Source organism: Algoriphagus resistens (assembly GCF_001442615.1).
Classification (GTDB): domain Bacteria; phylum Bacteroidota; class Bacteroidia; order Cytophagales; family Cyclobacteriaceae; genus Algoriphagus; species Algoriphagus resistens.
The window spans coordinates 52,538-70,735 of sequence record NZ_LMXN01000021.1; the positions used below are offsets into that span (position 1 = coordinate 52,538).

The 18,198-nt window shown below is 42.2% G+C and carries 18 protein-coding genes; 8 read left to right on the top strand and 10 right to left on the bottom strand.

Going from position 1 to position 18,198, the window contains the following annotated elements:
* Positions 1–5 precede the first annotated feature (5 nt).
* Entirely contained in the window at positions 6–923 is a 918-nt protein-coding gene (locus tag AS141_RS24260; protein ID WP_057940307.1) for a helix-turn-helix domain-containing protein, read from the bottom strand.
* Between the two features lie 61 nt (positions 924–984).
* Positions 985–1,743, bottom strand: a complete 759-nt coding sequence (locus tag AS141_RS24265) for an SDR family NAD(P)-dependent oxidoreductase (protein WP_057940326.1) — start codon at positions 1,741–1,743, stop codon at positions 985–987.
* Positions 1,744–2,260: 517 nt separating this feature from the next.
* On the opposite strand from AS141_RS24265, the gene AS141_RS24270 reads away from it, so the two are divergent.
* Together AS141_RS24270 and AS141_RS24275 are read left to right on the top strand one after the other, a co-directional pair.
* A complete protein-coding gene (locus AS141_RS24270) occupies positions 2,261–2,494 on the top strand; it encodes a hypothetical protein (protein ID WP_057940308.1) in 234 nt (77 codons plus the stop codon).
* A 14-nt stretch (positions 2,495–2,508) separates the two neighbouring features.
* A complete protein-coding gene (locus tag AS141_RS24275; RefSeq protein ID WP_057940309.1) occupies positions 2,509–2,976 on the top strand; it encodes a hypothetical protein in 468 nt (155 codons plus the stop codon).
* Between the two features lie 445 nt (positions 2,977–3,421).
* On the opposite strand, the gene erm is transcribed toward AS141_RS24275, so the two are convergent.
* A complete protein-coding gene (gene erm / locus AS141_RS24280) occupies positions 3,422–4,222 on the bottom strand; it encodes a 23S ribosomal RNA methyltransferase Erm (protein WP_057940310.1) in 801 nt (266 codons plus the stop codon).
* An 851-nt stretch (positions 4,223–5,073) separates the two neighbouring features.
* Between erm and AS141_RS24285 the strand changes: the two genes are divergently transcribed.
* Positions 5,074–5,967, top strand: a complete 894-nt coding sequence (locus tag AS141_RS24285) for a tetratricopeptide repeat protein (RefSeq protein WP_057940311.1) — start codon at positions 5,074–5,076, stop codon at positions 5,965–5,967.
* A gap of 383 nt (positions 5,968–6,350) precedes the next feature.
* Here AS141_RS24285 and AS141_RS24290 read toward each other — a convergent pair whose 3' ends face one another.
* Positions 6,351–7,022 carry an NAD(P)H-dependent oxidoreductase gene (locus AS141_RS24290; RefSeq protein ID WP_057940312.1) on the bottom strand — a complete coding sequence of 224 codons (672 nt, stop codon included), beginning with the start codon at positions 7,020–7,022 and terminating at the stop codon, positions 6,351–6,353.
* A 92-nt stretch (positions 7,023–7,114) separates the two neighbouring features.
* Here AS141_RS24290 and AS141_RS24295 point away from each other — a divergent pair, with 92 nt between their 5' ends.
* Positions 7,115–7,486 (top strand): winged helix-turn-helix transcriptional regulator, encoded by a 372-nt coding sequence (locus AS141_RS24295; RefSeq protein WP_057940313.1) that lies wholly within the window; start codon positions 7,115–7,117, stop codon positions 7,484–7,486.
* A gap of 400 nt (positions 7,487–7,886) precedes the next feature.
* Here AS141_RS24295 and AS141_RS24305 read toward each other — a convergent pair whose 3' ends face one another.
* The 5 genes from AS141_RS24305 to AS141_RS24330 form a co-directional block, all read right to left on the bottom strand.
* Positions 7,887–9,011, bottom strand: a complete 1,125-nt coding sequence (locus tag AS141_RS24305; protein WP_057940315.1) for an epoxide hydrolase family protein — start codon at positions 9,009–9,011, stop codon at positions 7,887–7,889.
* Between the two features lie 90 nt (positions 9,012–9,101).
* Positions 9,102–9,941 (bottom strand): DUF6597 domain-containing transcriptional factor, encoded by an 840-nt coding sequence (locus tag AS141_RS24310; RefSeq protein WP_057940316.1) that lies wholly within the window; start codon positions 9,939–9,941, stop codon positions 9,102–9,104.
* Between the two features lie 32 nt (positions 9,942–9,973).
* Complete coding sequence (locus tag AS141_RS24315; RefSeq protein WP_157243578.1) at positions 9,974–10,258, bottom strand: hypothetical protein; 285 nt, start codon at positions 10,256–10,258, stop codon at positions 9,974–9,976.
* A gap of 9 nt (positions 10,259–10,267) precedes the next feature.
* Positions 10,268–10,603: an Rrf2 family transcriptional regulator gene (locus tag AS141_RS24320; protein ID WP_157243579.1), complete on the bottom strand. Its 336-nt coding sequence runs from the start codon at positions 10,601–10,603 to the stop codon at positions 10,268–10,270.
* Positions 10,604–11,248: 645 nt separating this feature from the next.
* Positions 11,249–11,713, bottom strand: a complete 465-nt coding sequence (locus AS141_RS24330; protein WP_394331088.1) for a winged helix-turn-helix transcriptional regulator — start codon at positions 11,711–11,713, stop codon at positions 11,249–11,251.
* Positions 11,714–11,741: 28 nt separating this feature from the next.
* On the opposite strand from AS141_RS24330, the gene AS141_RS24335 reads away from it, so the two are divergent.
* From AS141_RS24335 to AS141_RS27490, 3 genes are all read left to right on the top strand, one after another.
* Positions 11,742–12,536: an SDR family oxidoreductase gene (locus AS141_RS24335; RefSeq protein WP_057940320.1), complete on the top strand. Its 795-nt coding sequence runs from the start codon at positions 11,742–11,744 to the stop codon at positions 12,534–12,536.
* Between the two features lie 46 nt (positions 12,537–12,582).
* The gene (locus tag AS141_RS24340; RefSeq protein ID WP_057940321.1) at positions 12,583–12,903 is read left to right on the top strand and encodes a hypothetical protein; all 321 of its coding nucleotides are present in this window, start codon (positions 12,583–12,585) and stop codon (positions 12,901–12,903) included.
* A 181-nt stretch (positions 12,904–13,084) separates the two neighbouring features.
* Complete coding sequence (locus tag AS141_RS27490) at positions 13,085–13,162, top strand: hypothetical protein (protein ID WP_394331089.1); 78 nt, start codon at positions 13,085–13,087, stop codon at positions 13,160–13,162.
* Positions 13,163–13,184: 22 nt separating this feature from the next.
* Here AS141_RS27490 and AS141_RS24345 read toward each other — a convergent pair whose 3' ends face one another.
* Positions 13,185–14,075: a bestrophin family protein gene (locus tag AS141_RS24345; protein WP_057940322.1), complete on the bottom strand. Its 891-nt coding sequence runs from the start codon at positions 14,073–14,075 to the stop codon at positions 13,185–13,187.
* Positions 14,076–14,561: 486 nt separating this feature from the next.
* Between AS141_RS24345 and AS141_RS24350 the strand changes: the two genes are divergently transcribed.
* Positions 14,562–18,191 carry an amidohydrolase family protein gene (locus AS141_RS24350; RefSeq protein WP_057940328.1) on the top strand — a complete coding sequence of 1,210 codons (3,630 nt, stop codon included), beginning with the start codon at positions 14,562–14,564 and terminating at the stop codon, positions 18,189–18,191.
* Positions 18,192–18,198 lie beyond the last annotated feature (7 nt).

An 18,198-nucleotide genomic window follows, 5' to 3' on the forward strand; every position in this document is an offset into this window, starting at 1 on the left:
GCCATCTAATTAAAGCGCGCCCGGAATTCCAGAGGACTTTGTTCGGTTTTTTGTTTGAAAAGTTTATTGAATGACTGTGAATGTTCGAAACCTAGTTCGTAAGCAATTTCACTTACGGATAACTCGGATGTGGAAAGTTTCTCTTTGGCTTTTTCGATGAGTTTGTAATGGATGTATTGTTTGGCATTTTGTCCGATTAGTGAGCGAAGCGTATCGCTTAAATATCCGGCTGAAATATTGAGTTTTTCGGCTACATACTGAACGGTAGGAATTCCTGTGAGTAGGGTTTTCTGATCATTGAAATAGTCATCTAATATTGCTTCTGTTTTTTGGAGAATATCATTATTGACAATTTTTCGGGTGATGAATTGACGCTTGTAATACCGGTTGGCATAATGCAGCAAAAGTTCCAGTTGCGCTATGACGACTTCCTGGCTAAATTCGTCAATACGGCTGTTTATTTCCTCTTCAATAATTTTGAAAAGAGACAGTAATACCTCTCTTTCCTGATCGGCTAAATGCAATGCCTCATTTACCGAATATGAAAAATATTGGTACTGTTTTATTTTGTTGGACAAGGGAAATCCCAGTAAAAAATCAGGATGAATCAATAAAACACGTGCACTTGCCAGATGGTCATCTCCGGTAGAGCTCACCACTTGATTAGGGGCCAAAAACATCAGACTGCCTTCGTTGAAATCGTAATGGCTCTGACCATATTTCATTTTTCCCTGCCGGTCGGTAATCAGTACGATTTTATAGAAATCCAGCACATCATAGACAGGTCCGTTGCTGAGGTCAAAGTTGGTGTTGCTGCCACAATGTGTCATGCTGATGAGAGGATGTTTCGGTTTCGCAAGACCGCAGGCATCATGTATTTCTGAAATGCTGTGAAAGCGGATGAGTTTTTTTTCCTTTTTCATGATTGAAGTTAGTGAATAGTTGCCTGCAAATCCCGACGGGTTTTGCAGGCAACTTGTTTATTTACCACGGATAAACTTCCTGGTTCGGTCCTGTAAATTGTCCGGTGACACCGCTTTCATCCAGTGCTACACGAATGGGTTCTTTTGAACCTTCTTCCACAGAGTCTGTTCCCTGGAAATTATTGAGTGCAGTTGCTGTAAATCCGGGACTTACCGCATTTACCTTGATTTTTGTACCTTCAAGCTCATTTGCCAAAGATACAGTAACAGCATTCATGGCTGACTTGGAAGCACCGTAGACTACATCAAAACTCTTTCTATACGGATTAGAGGGGTTCTGGTTCATCGTAAGGGAACCCAAACCGCTTGATACATTTACAATTCTTGGAGCAGAAGCTTTGTAAAGTAGGGGGAGAAATGCCTGTGTGACTGCCAAAGCACCAAAAACATTGGTATCCCATACCTTTTTCATTTCTGAGATGGATGCTACACTTGGCATCTGGGCAGCAAGAATTTCCTCCATAGTACCTTTCCGTGTTCCTGCGTTGGAAATTCCTGCATTGTTTACCAATAAATCCAGGTGACCGTGTTCTTTCCCGATTTGCTCTGCCACCAATTGAATCGTACTGTTTTTAGTTACGTCCAGCTCAATAGCGATTGCATTTTCCCCAAGTTTTCGTACGGCTTCATTTCCTTTTTCCGGATTTCGTGCCCCTACATAGACGATATAATTATTTTCCACCAAAGCTTTGGCCAGTTGAAAACCAACGCCTGTATTTGCTCCCGTGACCAGGGCAATTTTGTTTTGTTCTGATTGCATGATCTTTTGTTTTAATTGATTATGCAAATCTCTTTCAAAGCGCATTCAACCTTGTAGTAGAACCAAGAACTTTTGTAGCCAAATTGGGGGTGCTTTGAACTGACTGCATATGCATATCAATGTCCCCCTATAGCTGTAGGAGATCCGGTTTAAGTTTGACAATACCGCACCTAGCCCTCTCTTTCTGTTTTGTCAAAAAGATTAATTAAACGCAAATCGGCATGTAAAGTGTGGTTTATAAAAATAAAAAATGCTATCGGTGAGGGTTTAAAAATGGTGCTTAAAGTGTATGCTTTCATCCGATCCTTGTAAATCACTAATGCATATAGAGTAGCCATTATGGGTTGGATGTTTGTTTTATCCTGTTGAAACTTTGGAATAGCTAGCTAGATAGCATACAAGCTCAGGCGAGAACAGGAAAAATTGAACAATAATAGCCAATAAGGCCACCGTAAGCGGAGGTGATAGGTATATGGATCGTATTGAAGTGTACAAAGCGATATGACACCCATAGGGAATGAAAAGTGATTTTGGGTTTTTCAACGTCTTGAAAATCAACGGGGAAAACTTCCAAATTGCAAAAAGCAAAGAAATGGGCAAAACCGGTAAACCTATAGAGCAATTCAACAGTAACGATTTTGAACAGGAAGCGGTGGGCGTTAAGGCGAAAGAATCAGAAGCTTATCAAAAATCATTTGTTTTGGAATACAGTCTTATGGAAATTCACACCGAAAAAATAATGAGCCTCTAAATTAGCAAGGAACGATGTGGAAAATGATAATCAGCATTATAGTTTTAGTAATTTTCGGGGTAATCGCATTATTCTTTTATGTACTGACAGATAAAAATAAAGATGTAAGCGGAAAAGAGCCGTATCTGAATTATCTCAACCGGGAATTAGCAATCCTTCATCCTGCATATTTACGTTGGGACGGACATGACCATATTTATTATTTGCTGGATCCGGATACTTCACCAGAGGACACGGATTTAGAAATTCCCCGTGGCGCTATAGTTCAATTTAATAAGGTGATCCATAGGAACAAAGCCGTCAGCGGGGTCTCATTGAGTTTATGGTACGGAAGTTTAACGATTGACAATAAAAGCCAGGACATCGTAGTAGCTTGGGGCGAAAAACACACCATCTGTCTTGAAGCACCTTGTGGCTACTGGACTTATCTTAAAGCGCCCTGGCAGATGGAGGTGGATTTAAATAAGTATTATATCGATTAACAACATTAACTATTTCATCCGGATCAATTTGATATTTAATTGGATGCACGTTATATAGCTGCCCCCCCTTTTTGATTATGCAGCCTAATATCTGGAAATATTTCCCTCTTATTCCTCCCATTTACACTAAACACGCCCTATGCATGGGGTGTTTGCCTGTCATCTTATTCCTTTTCTTAGGTAGTCCTATTAGATAGTGAAACCGAAGATCCCGAAGTCTTGACCCCTATAATTTGCGTCTCGGTGGAAGAAATTCGGAAGCAATCATCCTTTTCATGTGGAGAGGAAGGGATGACGTTGACTAGGTCAACTTTTATTACTTGTCCGGGCAATATATCCGGAACCTGCCCACACGGCTTGGTACCGAAATCAAGATTCTAAACATGCCCCGTTTTCTTAAGTCAATCGCAATCCATAATGCCCATCCCGACAAAGCGGCTATGCATTATGACGGATGGAACTTTTTGGGCACAATTTCCAACATTTCTAAAAAACAGTTTTTCCATTGGCTTGCAGCCAAACAAACAATTTGGGCATTAAGGTTTATTCCGAACTTTTCTGAAATTGACCGAACCTGATTTTTTCTGAATATAGACTTCAAAGCCGCTCTTACAGATAAATCGGGCTTCTGCAACAGATAAGTTATAAAATCTAAGTATTTGATTTTTAGCTCATAATCAAAATCTGGGTGTTTTCTTTTAATGCCTAACAAAGCTGACTGGACAGTTGGCGGGGGCAAGAAACTTTCAGGGCTTACCTCATAAAATAGTTTTAAATCAAAAAAAGTATGATAGAAAACAGAATAGGGATTATACAGCTTTCCCGAGAACAATTTTTGCGTAGGCTCTAGCTGAAGAACTATGGAACCTCCGAGAAAATTTTCAAGATTCTCAAGCATAAGAATTTTGAAAATATCGGAAGTAATGCCGTAAGGAATATTGGACACCACTTTAAATGGAGTTTTGGGGACTTCAAAATTTCTGAAATCACATCCAAAAATTTGAACATTTCGGGCATCAGAAAACATTTTGCATAAATGTTGGGCTAGAACTATATCATTTTCAATAGCTACAACATTATTGGCGATTTTCATTAAATGAACAGTGAGAAACCCCTTGCCTGCACCAATGTCCAAAACTGTATCCTGACTGTTTATATTTGCTTGTTTTATTGCATCTTTTATTAGCACTTTATCAATAGTAAAGTGCTGCCCCGTGAAACGAACGGGCAATTTCTTCTTTGTCATTAATTACTTCTTACAGGTGAATACTTGAATTCAAATCGGAGAGAAGTGAATAGACAGTATTACCCGACAGCGTAACTACGACAGAGCAAAGCCATCAAAAAAATGATAGCGCGTGCATGGCATAGACCGGTTGTCTTGACCTAAAAGTTGATTGGAATTAATTCAGACTGCCTATCACTTAGATAGAAATCCGTAGTCTGCAAAGACAAAACATAGTGTTATCCATTTAAATTTTATGACTGCAAATTTAGTGAATTGATCGACAAACTGACAAGAAAAAGAGCTAAAATCCTATTTCAGGCTAGAGACTGATAGGCTAGCTCCTGCCCATCCCTTTCCTTGGGAACCCTAAATAGGGATAACTGAATGATTAATTCACATTCGCCATTACTCTGAGCTTCTCATTTGATATCCCAGCAGTCATGATCACCTTTCAGACTATCCTGACTGCCAGGGCTAATCCGGCCTTAAGCAGAAGGACTGAATAACCTGCAGCCTATGGACTGCATCACACCTGTAATTGCCCAGTCTAATGGGGGCATTGTTATAACAACGTGCTTGCCCAACTTTCGTATGCCTGTCTGACTGTGTACAGGTATGGCCCTGGTTTACTTTTAATTCTCCTGTTGGTATTGTTGTTGGATGGTTAACTGATAAGTAATTTATGAAGGAAAGGTACAACCACTTCTAGACCATAGAATCGTCTTTTATCAATAATAGGAATCGGGACATATAACATAAGGGGCTTCTAACCAGCGTACGTACCCGTTCAGGGGCTGTACGCCCACGGACTGCAAATTAGTAAAGGAGAAAGCGGTTTACCATTAAGACAAAATAAAATTGAGTAGCAAATGAAAAAATTAGTATTGATCTTTTTAATGCTCTGTTTTAGGGCTGAAATTTCCTTAGCCCAGCACAACCAAGAACTTCAGGAAATGGCAGACCAGGATCAACAGTCCAGATTTTCAGGAAACATAGACTGGGTCCAATTAAACAGGGAAGACAGTCTCCGGAGACAGAGGGTAGTCGAACTGATAAAATCGGATTCCCTTATTACAGGTAAGGATTTCTACAACGCCGGTATTATTTTCCAGCACGGAATAGATACCATCTCTTCATCATTAGCGGTAAAATGCTTTGGCAAAGCCATAAAAATGGATTCCACACTTAACAAATGGTGGTACGCAGCCGCAGTGGACCGAGACTTGATGAGAAGGGGGGAACCTCAGATCTATGGCACCCAGTATATCCAAAATGAGTCAACTGGAGGAAAATTGCAGCAGTATAAAATTGACACTACGCAGGTGACAGATGAAGTCAGGATCTATTATGGGGTGGAAACACTGGCTCAGCAGCAGGAAAAAGAGCGTCTGTTGAACCTCAAATCTCCGGGGGCATTTTATGTCTCATCCGGTTCTATGGAAGAAACCCTAAAACTTATGGAGCGTGAGTTTGAAAAAGGGCCTGATGCTGAATATAATGTAAGGGAAGAAGCCATCAATTCCTTTGGGTACCAATTGCTCGGCCAGCAAAAACTCCAAGAAGCCATACAGGTTCTTGAGCTGAATACCAGGCTTTACCCTTCAGGGGCAAATACCTTTGACAGTCTGGGTGAAGCACTTCGCCTTGATGGACGGATAGAAGAAAGTATCAGGGCGTATAGTAAATCACTGGAGCTTGACCCAGAAAATGTGAATGCAAAAATCGCAATTAGGGAGATGGAGACGTCCACCGATCCACGGTGAAAATATCGACCTGGACTGTATTTGGTAGGTGAAAAATAGCTTCTTGCTGAAAATAAGTTAGTTTCGGATATATAATTTTATTAGGCAGTGTTTATTATAACAAGTGCCCACTCAGAGTAGCTGGAGATTAGCCATTATTCCCCTACTTTAAAAAGTGCACTTCGTATGTTATCATGATAAGGAACCACAACCCTTTTTGCTAAATTCAATCACTCACTGCAAGGGCCTTGATTAGAAGATGATCAAACAATATGTAAAATATCAAGAGAATGAAGAACGAAAGGAAGAAGACCAACAACAGGGTTTTGATTTCTAGTTCAATGCCAAACGCCCCATATTGGGGCTATTCTATGCCACTTTCTAAGGAGGGTGTTTTTTGTTTATTAATATTTTCCTACAGTCAGATGCCTTTCATTAAAGATATCAGTCAACCGTGTACTCCACTTTTTCAAAATGTTTTTCCGTTCCCCATCTGTCAAATGGGCCACCGAATAATTTATTACAGGTTCTAACACTGAAAATCCTGCGCATTCCAGAATCCCCCTGTTCACCGGACGCAGTATGCCGAGTATATCTCCATGGAGACCATCTTTGGTATAAGTTTCCGCAGGACTTCCGGTGGTTACGGAAAGTAAGGCTTTTTTGCCTCTCATGGATCCGGTTTCATAGTATCCGCCCGCTTTGAAAAATCTTCCCGAAGTAAAAACCCTGTCTGTCCAGCCTTTCAGGATCGCCGGAGGGGCAAAACGCCACAAGGGAAACTGCCAGACCATCAGATCGCACCACTCAACTTTTTCTTGCTCCACTTTGGTCTCTTCAGCATAACTGTTATCCATTTCAGAGGCATATATTTCTTCCATTTGTATCTTAAAAAAATCAGGATTCTTAACAGTTGTAAAATTGCTCCTGTCATACACTGGGTTAAAGTCCATTGCATACAGGTCAGAGGTTTTTATGTGGTGCCCGTTTTTTTCCAATGTTTGGATGGCAATATGAAACATTGCATGGTTAAAACTTTTTGGTTCCGGATGTGCCAGTACAATTAATATTTTCATTTTTTTTACATTTGATGAAGGCAAAACTAGGATGGTTTTCAAGCCTGTACAATACTGCAGACAGTTGTTAGAAGCTTACAATTTTGTTAGAAATGGGTAAAAGAAAGATTTCGAGTACCAATACAAAAAACAGGGATTATCTGAAAAATGAATGTGGTACTATGTATGCGCTGACGCTTCTTGCGGGCAGGTGGAAAATGACTATTCTTCATAAATTGTCAAAGAATGAGTTACGTTTTACGGAATTGAAAAACTGTATTCCCAATATTTCTGACAGAATGCTCTCCCTGCATTTAAAGGAAATGGAAAATGATGGATTGGTTGAAAGGATTGTATTTGCAGAAGTCCCACCAAAAGTGGAATATAAATTAACGGAGAGTACCCAGGATTTAATTGCTATCTGGGATAAGCTGGATACATGGGGAAATAAGCACCGTGCAATTCAGGAAAGTGAAATCCAATGAATGAACGCTGCTTTCCTGTGATCGTCACCATTGGGGTTCATTGATGGGAGAGGGGACCGGGTTATACATGTCACCTGAGATGAGATTTCTTTTCCTGACTTCCGCAAAGTATCTTGGGGTGTTTTTCTAATATTTTGATAATCAAATAATTACTAATTTTGCGCCACCCATTTGGGTGACGCAAGGCGATTAAAGGCTATATTTGGATAAGTTTGTCCACAAAAAAAAGAACCGTTCCGGTACCACCAGCATTGTTGTCGTGGTTAAGGTGAAGGGTAAATTTAAGGAGGTCAAGACAGTTGGTATCGCCCAGGATGAGGCCGTAATTGAGCGGTTATATAAGGGTGGCAAGCTCTGGGGTGCCAGACCTTTGTACGGATCATCCAGACCAGGTTTTAAATTATTCCAAATAAGCTGAGAAAAAACCAACAAGTTCTTTTGCATATACTTCCGGCACTTCCATGGCTGAAAAATGACCTCCTTTTTCCATTTTGTTGAAACCGGTGATGTTGGCCATACGCATTGCCCATTCTTTGGGAAATTGGGCTTCTTTGGGAAATAATGAAACACCGGTGGGGACTTGGACCCAGGAGCTTGATTTTAATCCCTTGGAATAGCCTACATAGGCATTTTCTGCATAGGTACGTATCGATGAATTTATGGATTGACCAATCCAGTAAATCATGATATTGGTAATCAGCTCATCCATGCTAAAGGAATTTTCAAGATCACCCTGATTGTCACTCCAGGCATAGAACTTTTCAAGGATCCAGGAAGCCAACCCCACCGGGCTGTCATTGAGAGCATATCCCAGGGTCTGGGGTTTAGTGGACTGAACCATATTAAAAGCCCCCTCAGAATAAAACCACTGTTGGATATGTTGTCCGAATTTCTGCTCTTCGGAACTCATACTTCCCCAATCTTCGCTGCCATCGGGGTATCCCACATCTGTTAAATGAATTGCTCTCACCTGGTTGGGGAACTGCACTGCCAATGATTTGGTAATTAAGGTCCCCATATCGCCTCCTGCAGCAAAATAAGTACTATACCCAAGGGTCTCAATCATTAACTTTTGAAATAAAGCTGCCGTTGTATCACTGTCCAAAGCAAGCTGTTGGGAGAATCCAAACCCGGGTATGGACGGCACAATTACATCAAAGGAAAAACCGTTTTGAACAGGGTCTGTCAGAAGGGAAATTACTTTCAGATAACGGTAGAAAGAATCAGGCCAGCCATGGGTAAGCAGGAGAGGGAAAGTCTTTTTGCCCTTCCCTTTTACATGGATAAAATGAAGGGTAACGTCATCCACTTCCGCTTTAAAGTGGGGAAAAGCATTGATTTCAGATTCAGCAGTTCTCCAGTTGTATTCTGTCTTCCAGTACGTTACAATTTTTCGGAGTACGGACGGATTCATTCCAAAATTCCATTGGGCATTTTCGGGCTCATCCGTCCACCGGGTTTGATTTAATCTTACGGATAAATCGTCTAACACATGTTGGGGTACATCAATTTTAAAAGGTGTCATAAGCTGTGGTTTTGGTTTACTTTCATAAAACTATAGCTAACGGGTAATAACCCATTGTAAAAAATTTACCTTCTTTTAGGGGGACAGGTATTAATATTTCCTTTCCGGAAGCTGCAAAATCATGTCAGGAATCAGCCTGTTATTTTCAAGCTGCACTTGCGATAATAGATATTCCACGGGGCTTATTCCTGCAAAATGTGAGAAATCTTTTATAAAATGGGCCTGGTCATAATATCCATATCTATGTACTATTGAAAACCAGTCGATGTGCCCTTTGTTTCTCTGTATCTCATTGGCTACCTGATGAAATCTCTTTATCCGTTTAAAGTACTTTGTTGAAAAACCGGTGTGTTTTTTTAAGAGGTATATCAGGTGTTTTTGAGAATAGCCGGATCTATGTACCAACCATTCTATGGGTTGTGTGATATTGTTGTTTACAAAACGTACAATGTCTTGCTCCATGGACGGTTCTGTCGAATACCGGAAAAAATAATCCTCTATCAGTTTAAATTTATCCAAAACCTTATCGGTATTCAACAGGCTTTCATACAACCTGTTAAATGTGTATCCTAAAATATCCTTGGCTTCCAGTCCGATGGAATGTATGGCTGGAACCGGGATTTTTGTCAGTGTATAAAATCCCCCGGCAGTAAAACGGATACTGATTATTGTTGAATCCGGATTGTTTTCATAAACGATTGCCTGTTTCTGCATTCCCGAAATCCAGGCATGTTTCACTGTCCATTTTAAATTGGCGTTATTTTCTTCAAAAAGAACATTGCTTGTATGCTCATTGAGCTCAATTATTAAATTAATTCCCCCTTCAGGAAGCTCCTTTATATACGGTATGGGCAAAGATCCATTTACATATACCATATGCTGAATGAAATTTGACAAGGGGTACGTCGGTATATAATGAAGGACCTGCATAAGTTACTGCGTTAGATGAGTTCTTAAAAGATTTAAATTTCATTCAAAAATCCATCTTGAACAGACAGATTACGGATTGCCAGAATAGCATTGTTTACATTGGCTTCGGAAAAGAAAAACTCCTTTCCTGGGTATCCGATGGTGTTGATGAATTGAAGCTGTTCTTTCACTATTGTCTCCGGCAATACATTGGATGTTCTTCTTCTCCAGGATTCCAGTGAATGTTCCGGAGTCAGGTATTTCCAGCCTATATTCATAAGCAGTTTCAACGAGGGTAGCTGTAATATATAGTCTTCTTTGAATGAGTGAACTACCATTTCTTTGAATTATGGATTAGTAATAATGAGTTCCCAGTAGCCAGATCGCACTCCTTCTTTTCGTTCAAGGAGGTTTTGCGCTTTTAGCTTTTGAATATTTTTCTCTACTCCACGCTCTGTAATAGCTAACTTCTTTGCCATTTCAGGGATGGTGCCGTATTGGTACCTATATACCATTTCTGAAATCATCAGTGCACTCTTACCGATTTTAGTGGTGGATTCCAGGAGTATTTGCTCTTTTAAAGTATGCCATGTTTCTAATGAACTTTTTACTGGGCATTTTAAAACCACCGTAAACATGTCTTCTGTTTTAAAATGCGGTTCGGGTAGGTGCGCATCCTTCATCTGATTTTTGATTCGGAACCGCATTATCTGAATTCTCCCATAGGAGGGATCTTTTTAACATCATGAAGTATCACAGGCCCGACTGCAACAATAATATACAATACTTTTGCTATAGATATTCTTGGTTGTTGCCACCGCAGGTACACAGCTGGTGTGCAAGCCAAGATCTCGGCAATCTGGGAATTTCGAGCATCCTGTTTGATGGACTTGATGATCTCCATTGATCTAGGTTATGTTGTTTAGTACGAAACTGTTTTTTGTCAAGTTTTAGTGAGGTATAAAAATACTGTAATCTGTTTAATGTGTGTAGGTTATGCTTTAATTACTGTTTTTTTTTGACGAAAAATGTCTTAGAAATACTCAAACGGACTACAGATGTGATTGCAAAATTGAGCGAGGTTGGCCAGGTGGCTTTTCCTTGCCGGAGTGATTTTAAGCCTTTTTCCAATTCTTTCCGCCCCGTTAAAAATCGATTTTGACTTTTCCTATAGGGAGTATCCGGTCTGACTTGTCCCTTTGGGCTATACAGCTATCCCCACAAGTCCGCAAACCCCATAAGATGAATCTATTTTTCATGCGTTTATAATTGATTTTTTATGGTCACATGGAATCTCGCACGGCGGATAATCATCCCAGGGTTTGAGGTTATTCGTCATGCTTGATTTCATATCGTTTCAAAATAACCTCCCGTAGCCTTTCTTCATTTTCGTCACCCCATTTGCCTAGAACTGATAGTACAGGGATTAACGTTTTTCCAAATTCGGTGAGGCTGTACTCCACTTTGGGAGGTACCACTGGGTAAATTTTCTTGGTAATCAGTTCCTGATCTTCCAACTCATTCAATTGGATGGTTAACACCCGCTTGCTGGCATCCGGAATCTTTCGCTGTAGTTCGCTCGGACGTTTGTGTCCTTCATTGATAAACCATAACAAACGGATTTTCCATTTGCCGTAAAGCACCTCAGCGACCAGATCAAGCCCGCAATTCAGGTTCGGTAGAATTTTTCTTTCATACATACACAAAAATAAGCCTATGTGCCAATCCGTACCATATGGGAAAAATTTATCCCTATCTGAATCGTATTTCCCGTACTTGTGCAGGCTGTACATAGGACTGAAATTTGTAAAAAAATAAGATATGCAACAGTACTATAATTTCAATAACGAATTGTCAGGTAAAATAGCCTTGGTCACAGGCGGGACAAAAGGAGCAGGGAAAGCTATAGCGGAGCGGTTGTCAAAGGCAGGGGCAACCGTAATCATCACTGCCCGGAACAGCCCTAGAAGTGCAACTGATGATCACTGTTTTATTCCCGCAGATCTGTCCAAAGCAGAAGGCACCCAAAAAGTAGCGGAAGAAGTTTTATCCAGGTTCGGTAGGCTGGATATTCTTATTAATTCACTCGGAGGTTCAGAGACTAAGGCAGGTGGCTTTTCTGTATTAAGTGATGAAGATTGGGAGCAGAGCATTCAGACTAATCTTCTTGCCCCTGTACGGTTGGACAGGGTCTTTTTGCCCCATATGCTTGCACAGCATTGTGGGGTGATCATCCATATTGCCTCAATCCAGGGTAGGTTGCCGCTATACGATTCCACCTTGCCTTATGCTGCTTCAAAAGCAGGGCTTATCAATTACAGCAAAGGCCTGTCAAAGGAAGTTTCTCCCAAAGGGATAAGAGTGTTGACCGTATCCCCCGGATGGATCATGACAGAGTCGGCTAACAGAATGATGGAGCGGATTTCTGAAAGTTCGGGCAGTACCCTGGCACAGGCAACACAAAGTGTCATGGATGCATTGGGAGGAATACCCATCGGTCGGCCCGCACAACCTGGGGAAATTGCCGAGTTTGTGGGTTTTTTGGTTTCGCCACGTGCAAACTACCTGACCGGAACAGAATACATCATCGACGGGGGGACAATTCCTACCATTTAATAAAATCGTAAGCACAGGTTTATATACACGCTTAAACGAGACATACATGATAGATAACATGCCAAAAGCAGTCGCAGCATTAATAGCAGCACAGCATAACTTTGACAGCGAAGCTTATTCCAACTGTTTTTCCCAAACAGCCACTGTTTTTGATGAGGGAAAAAACTACATAGGAAGAAGTGAGATAAAAGATTGGATAGCAAAGGCAAATCAGCAATATAAGATTGTGATGGAGCCGTTGGAATACTCAGAGTCAGAGCGGACACTAAAAGCTAAAATTACGGGACACTTTCCCGGTAGTCCTATTGTATTGACTTACCAGTATGAGTTTTCAAATGGGCTGATTCAATCCCTGAAGATTGTGTGATGAAAGTAAGGCTTCCTCTCTTTCAACAACTACTAAAAGCTTTGGATATTACTTTCTGACCTGTTTTCAAATCTAATGGGCTTTAAAAATTTAACCAGTTGCTAAGAGTTCCTTCTTTTGTGGAGGTAAAACCTACGCACATCGAATAGCTAAGTGTCCAAGTTGTAAGGAAACGTTACTTATGGTTGATAAAAAGGGTATTGAAATTGTTTACTGCCCTATTGTCCAGGTATCTGGGGAGACAGGGGGAGTGGGGTGAAATTTCTGATAAGCTGCTTTCTTTATAGTACATAATACGCTTCAGGTTCTTTTTTTACCGGAACGTCTGTTTCCCCTATCATTTCCCTTAAATTAATCTCAATAGTTTTGGCCAGATCTGTCATCGGGGTATCCAACGGTTCGTTTTCAAAGGGATCTTGCATGAGCATGGAGGTTTTTTCGATCGCAATAAAAATAACGGGTATACCTATGGTAATCACTGTTTCCACGACTAGGTATTTATCAAATAAACCAAAGGGAATCATGGTGGCAAAAACGTAAATAATCGTATGGATCAGCATACTATGCGCTTTGGGAAAAACCGTGTTTTTGATCCGTTCACATTTACCCATGGAATCGCACAAGCGGGCAATGGTACTGTCCAGTTGCACTTGCTGATAATCATTGATAAGGTTGCCAAGCCTGGATTTCCGCACTGTTTCGGAATGTGCCGAAAGAAGCGCATTGGGGACATTGAAGGCATTAATTCCATTTGAATCCATATACCCGGTTACCCGTTGAGAAAATGGCTGGTTCCTTAAAGATTCACCGAGTGCATAGCACCAGGTAATTTGGCGATAGGCAATTTCGCTGACCATTGAATCATAACTCTCGTGAGACCTGTCAAGAAAAGAGACGCTTTGCCGGACCAAGGTTCTGGAATCGTTTACGATGGCCCCCCAGATAATTCTGGCTTCCCACCAGCGGTCATACGCCTGATTGGTCCGAAAAGCAAGCAACAAGGCAACAGCAGTACCAAAAATTGCAGTCACTCCAATCGGCACTGAAATATCAACTAAAAAACCGTATTGGTCAAATATGCCTATCAGGACTGAAAAGACGATTATGATTGCAATATCAGATTTAATGGCCTTTAAAAAATACAGAATGGATATTCGTTTGTTTAACAGCATTGGTTTTTTGTTTCAAGTTAACTTTATAACCGTTGGGAATAACAAAAATGCTGATGTGATATATTCAATGAACTGTCTTTTGTCCCTAAACTCCTCACAAAGTTATCCCTTTGGGTTCTGTGCGGCAGAAAGCTTCCGGTAAAATGCTTTTGCTAAGCATTTTTTCCTTTTCCCCATGGTCTTAGCTCACAGAAGACCTGTGTGAGCGTTCTGATTCATTTCTACAAAAGCAAAAATACTTGGATTGTAAATCAGTGATAAAATTGCATGATCCAATGCCGGAGAGTAGGAATGGCTAAAGCAGAGGATTAAATTATGTTTAGCTGGTTGACTCCTGTTCAAGACGTGTTAAGCTGACCTTTGTTTAAACTCATTGCCAGACGTAACCCAGAAAATGTCCGAAAACGCTCTATTTTGTAGATTGGGGTTGATTTATTGGGAGAAATCAGAGAATTTGGCGTAGCTTATTTATCCAAAAACCACTTCATGAAAAAACTTAACCAACCTGCCATTTTGGTAGCTCTGGGTGCCCTGGTCAGCTTTGCTGCAATGGTGCCGGACCGGCCAAAAATGCTATTCCCTATGGATCAAAACTATTTGGTTCTGACAGACAGCACCAAAAAAGATTCTATAGATACTCCCAGATTCAAGGATTTACCCCTGAAAGCTGAAAGAGAAATAAAGTTCAACACTCGGCAGGGAACCTGGATGAGTGTGGATGCCAGTCCTGACGGAAAAACCTTAGCGTTTGATTTGCTTGGGGACATTTACACCATCCCGATAGAAGGGGGGAAAGCAAGCCCTGTGACTACAGGAATGGCTTATGAAACCCATCCCCGTTTTTCTCCGGACGGGAATAAAATCCTCTTTACCTCTGACAGAGCCGGCAGTGATAACCTTTGGTACATCGATCTGGTCAATAAGGATACTGTGCAGGTTACCAAAGACAAAAACGGGGATGTCCCGGGGGCAGATTGGACTCCTGACTCAGAATACATCGTAGTCAGCAAGGGAAGAAGAATCTCCAAACTTTGGATGTATCACAAAGACGGCGGGGGAGGAGTACAGCTCAATGAGAACCCCGGCAGTACCAAAACCATCGATCCTTTTGTAAGTGCGGATGGGAAGAAGGTCTACTTTTCCCAAAGAAGCGGGGCCTGGAATTACAATGCCCTCTTGCCCCAATATCAGATCGGAACATACGATTTTCACAAAGGGGAACTCAATACAATCACTTCCCGGTATGGATCAGCGTTCACTCCCACACTCAGTGATGATGGTAAATGGATGGTATATGGCAGCAGATGGGAAGAGAAAACCGGTCTGGTGTTAAGAAATATGGAAAGCGGTGAAGAAAAATGGCTTGCTTATCCGGTGCAGCGGGATGAACAGGAATCCATCGCCCCTCAAGGTGTTTTGCCTGCTATGGCTTTTACCCCTGACAGCAAAAATCTCATAGCCTCCTACGGCGGGAAAATCTGGAAAATTGCTGTCGATGGCGGGACTCCCTCTGAGATCCCCTTTGAAGTCGATGTAAATCTGGCGATGGGACCCCGCCTGTATTTCAATTATGAAATCAAAGATACCGCTGCCGCAAGAGCAACGCAGATCCGGGATGCGGTACCTTCTCCTGATGGTAAAAAACTGGCATTTACAGCCCTCAACAGACTATACGTAATGGACTATCCGGACGGTGAGCCCAAACGTGTGACTGGCAACAACTTTACCGAAGCAATGCCAACCTGGAGCCCGGATGGTATGCAACTGGCATTCGTAGGATGGAGTGAGACAGCTGGCGGACAGTTATATAAAGTTTCTTTGGGAAACAGGATGACCGTGTCCCAGTTGAGTACTGAAAAGGCGCTTTATATGCAGCCAGCTTGGGGGCCTAATGACAGAATCGCGGTTTTCAAAGCCTCCAATCAGGTGATGAAAGATGCAGAAGGCCCTGGGATCAATGGCTCCGAGGCAGACCTGGTCTGGATTCCTGCAAGTGGCGGAGAATTCCGGAAAATCATGGAGGCGGGAAACCACGGAAATGTCCACTTCACCAAAGACACTTCACGGGTGTTTTTGAATGGGCCGGGAGGGACACTGCTGAGTGTCCGTTGGGATGGAACAGATGAGAAAGAATATGCTAAAATCACAGGTATCACCCCATTCGGGTCCGTGGCAGAACCACACGACAGTCATGACCATACCACAGATCCTGAAGAGGCGACTGATGTAAGGTATGTAATGGGCCTTCCCATCTCAAATGCGGATGCGGTAAATTATTGCATGCTGCCTGAAGGAGCCTCTGCTCAGGAACCTGAAATGAAACCCAGCAGTGCCAGCACCATTTTGATGGCACCTGAAGGTAATCTGGCGTTGGCAAAGGTAAACAACAACGTCTATGTGGTTACTATCCCAGCTGTCGGAAAAGTACCCGGCATCAATGTGGGTGATCCAAAATCCAGTAATTTCCCTTCCCGCCAACTGACAGAAATCGGAGGAGAATGGCCAGCCTGGGAAGCCAACGGCAAAAAAGTGCATTGGTCTCTGGGAAATGGCCATTGGGTCTATGACATCGACCGGGCAGAATTTATGGAAGACTCAGTCAAATCTGCAAAAAGGGCCAAAACCGTGGCAGAAGCAGATTCCGTTGCGGCATTGAAAGCACTGGGACCAGAAGCTGTCAAAGCAGCTGATTCGGTGGCCAAAGCCAAAAAAGAAGCCTTGGCTGAACTGCTGAAAGCTGACAAAGAAAAAGCGAAAGCTGACAGTATCTACAAAGCTGAACAAAAAGAGAAGGAAAACTACAAACCGGAAGAAAAGCAGATTTCCGTTTATTACACCAAAGATATTCCACAGGGGACTGTCCTGTTGACCAATGCCAGGATCGTGACCATGAAGGGTGATGAAGTCATAGAAAACGGGGATATTCTGATCGAAAATAACCGGATCAAAGGGGTGGGGACCACAGGGTCTCTGGATGCTGGCAAAGCCAAAGTCATGGATATGTCCGGTAAGACCATCACTCCGGGATTTATTGATACCCATGCCCATATGTGGCCGACTTGGGGGCTGCATAAAAATTCGGTATGGATTTATGCCGCAAACTTAGCCTACGGGGTAACTACCACGCGTGATCCCCAGACTGCCACTACGGATGTTTTGACCTACGGGGACATGGTTGATGCAGGGATGGTTCCAGGGCCAAGAGTGTACAGTACCGGGCCAGGGGTAGGGTATTGGATGTACAATATGAAATCGCTGGACCAGACTAAAAATGTGCTGAAGCAATACAGCAAATATTTCAATACGCAATACATCAAAATGTATCTGGTAGGAAACAGGCAGCATAGACAATGGGTGATCATGGCCGCCAAAGAGCAACAACTGATGCCGACTACTGAAGGAGGATTGGATTTCAAACTGAATATGACGCAGTTGATAGACGGCTATCCGGGACATGAGCATGCTATTCCGATCCATCCACTCTATCAGGATGTGACCAAAACCATTGCCGAGAGCAAAATGGCAGTAACGCCTACGCTCCTGGTCGCTTATGGAGGTCCCTGGGCTGAAAACTATTACTACACAACCGAAAGCCCGTTGCATGATCCAAAACTCAATCACTTTACACCTTATGAGGAACTCAATGCCAAAGCAAGAAGAAGGGCCGGTGGCCTGGGAGGTTGGTTTGCGCCGGAGGACCATGTTTTTATGAAGCATGCCGAAGGGATCAAATCAATTTTTGAGCAAGGTGGGTTGGCAGGTATAGGTTCGCACGGACAGTTACAGGGTTTGGGCTACCATTGGGAACTCTGGTCAGTGGCCAGCGGGGGTATGGATGCCCATGATGCACTAAAAGTAGCGACGATCTCCGGGGCTGAAGCACTTGGACTGGATAAAGAGCTGGGAAGTATTGAAGTGGGGAAATTAGCTGATTTGGTAATAATGGACAGCAATCCTTTGGAGAATATCCGAAACTCCAATACCATCACCCATGTGATGAAAAACGGAAGGATATACGATGGAAACAGTCTTGATGAAATCTATCCTACACCAAGAAAAATGGATGTTACCCCCTGGACGAAGGTTGCTCCTGAACCGAATACAAATTTGAAGTAAGGATGTA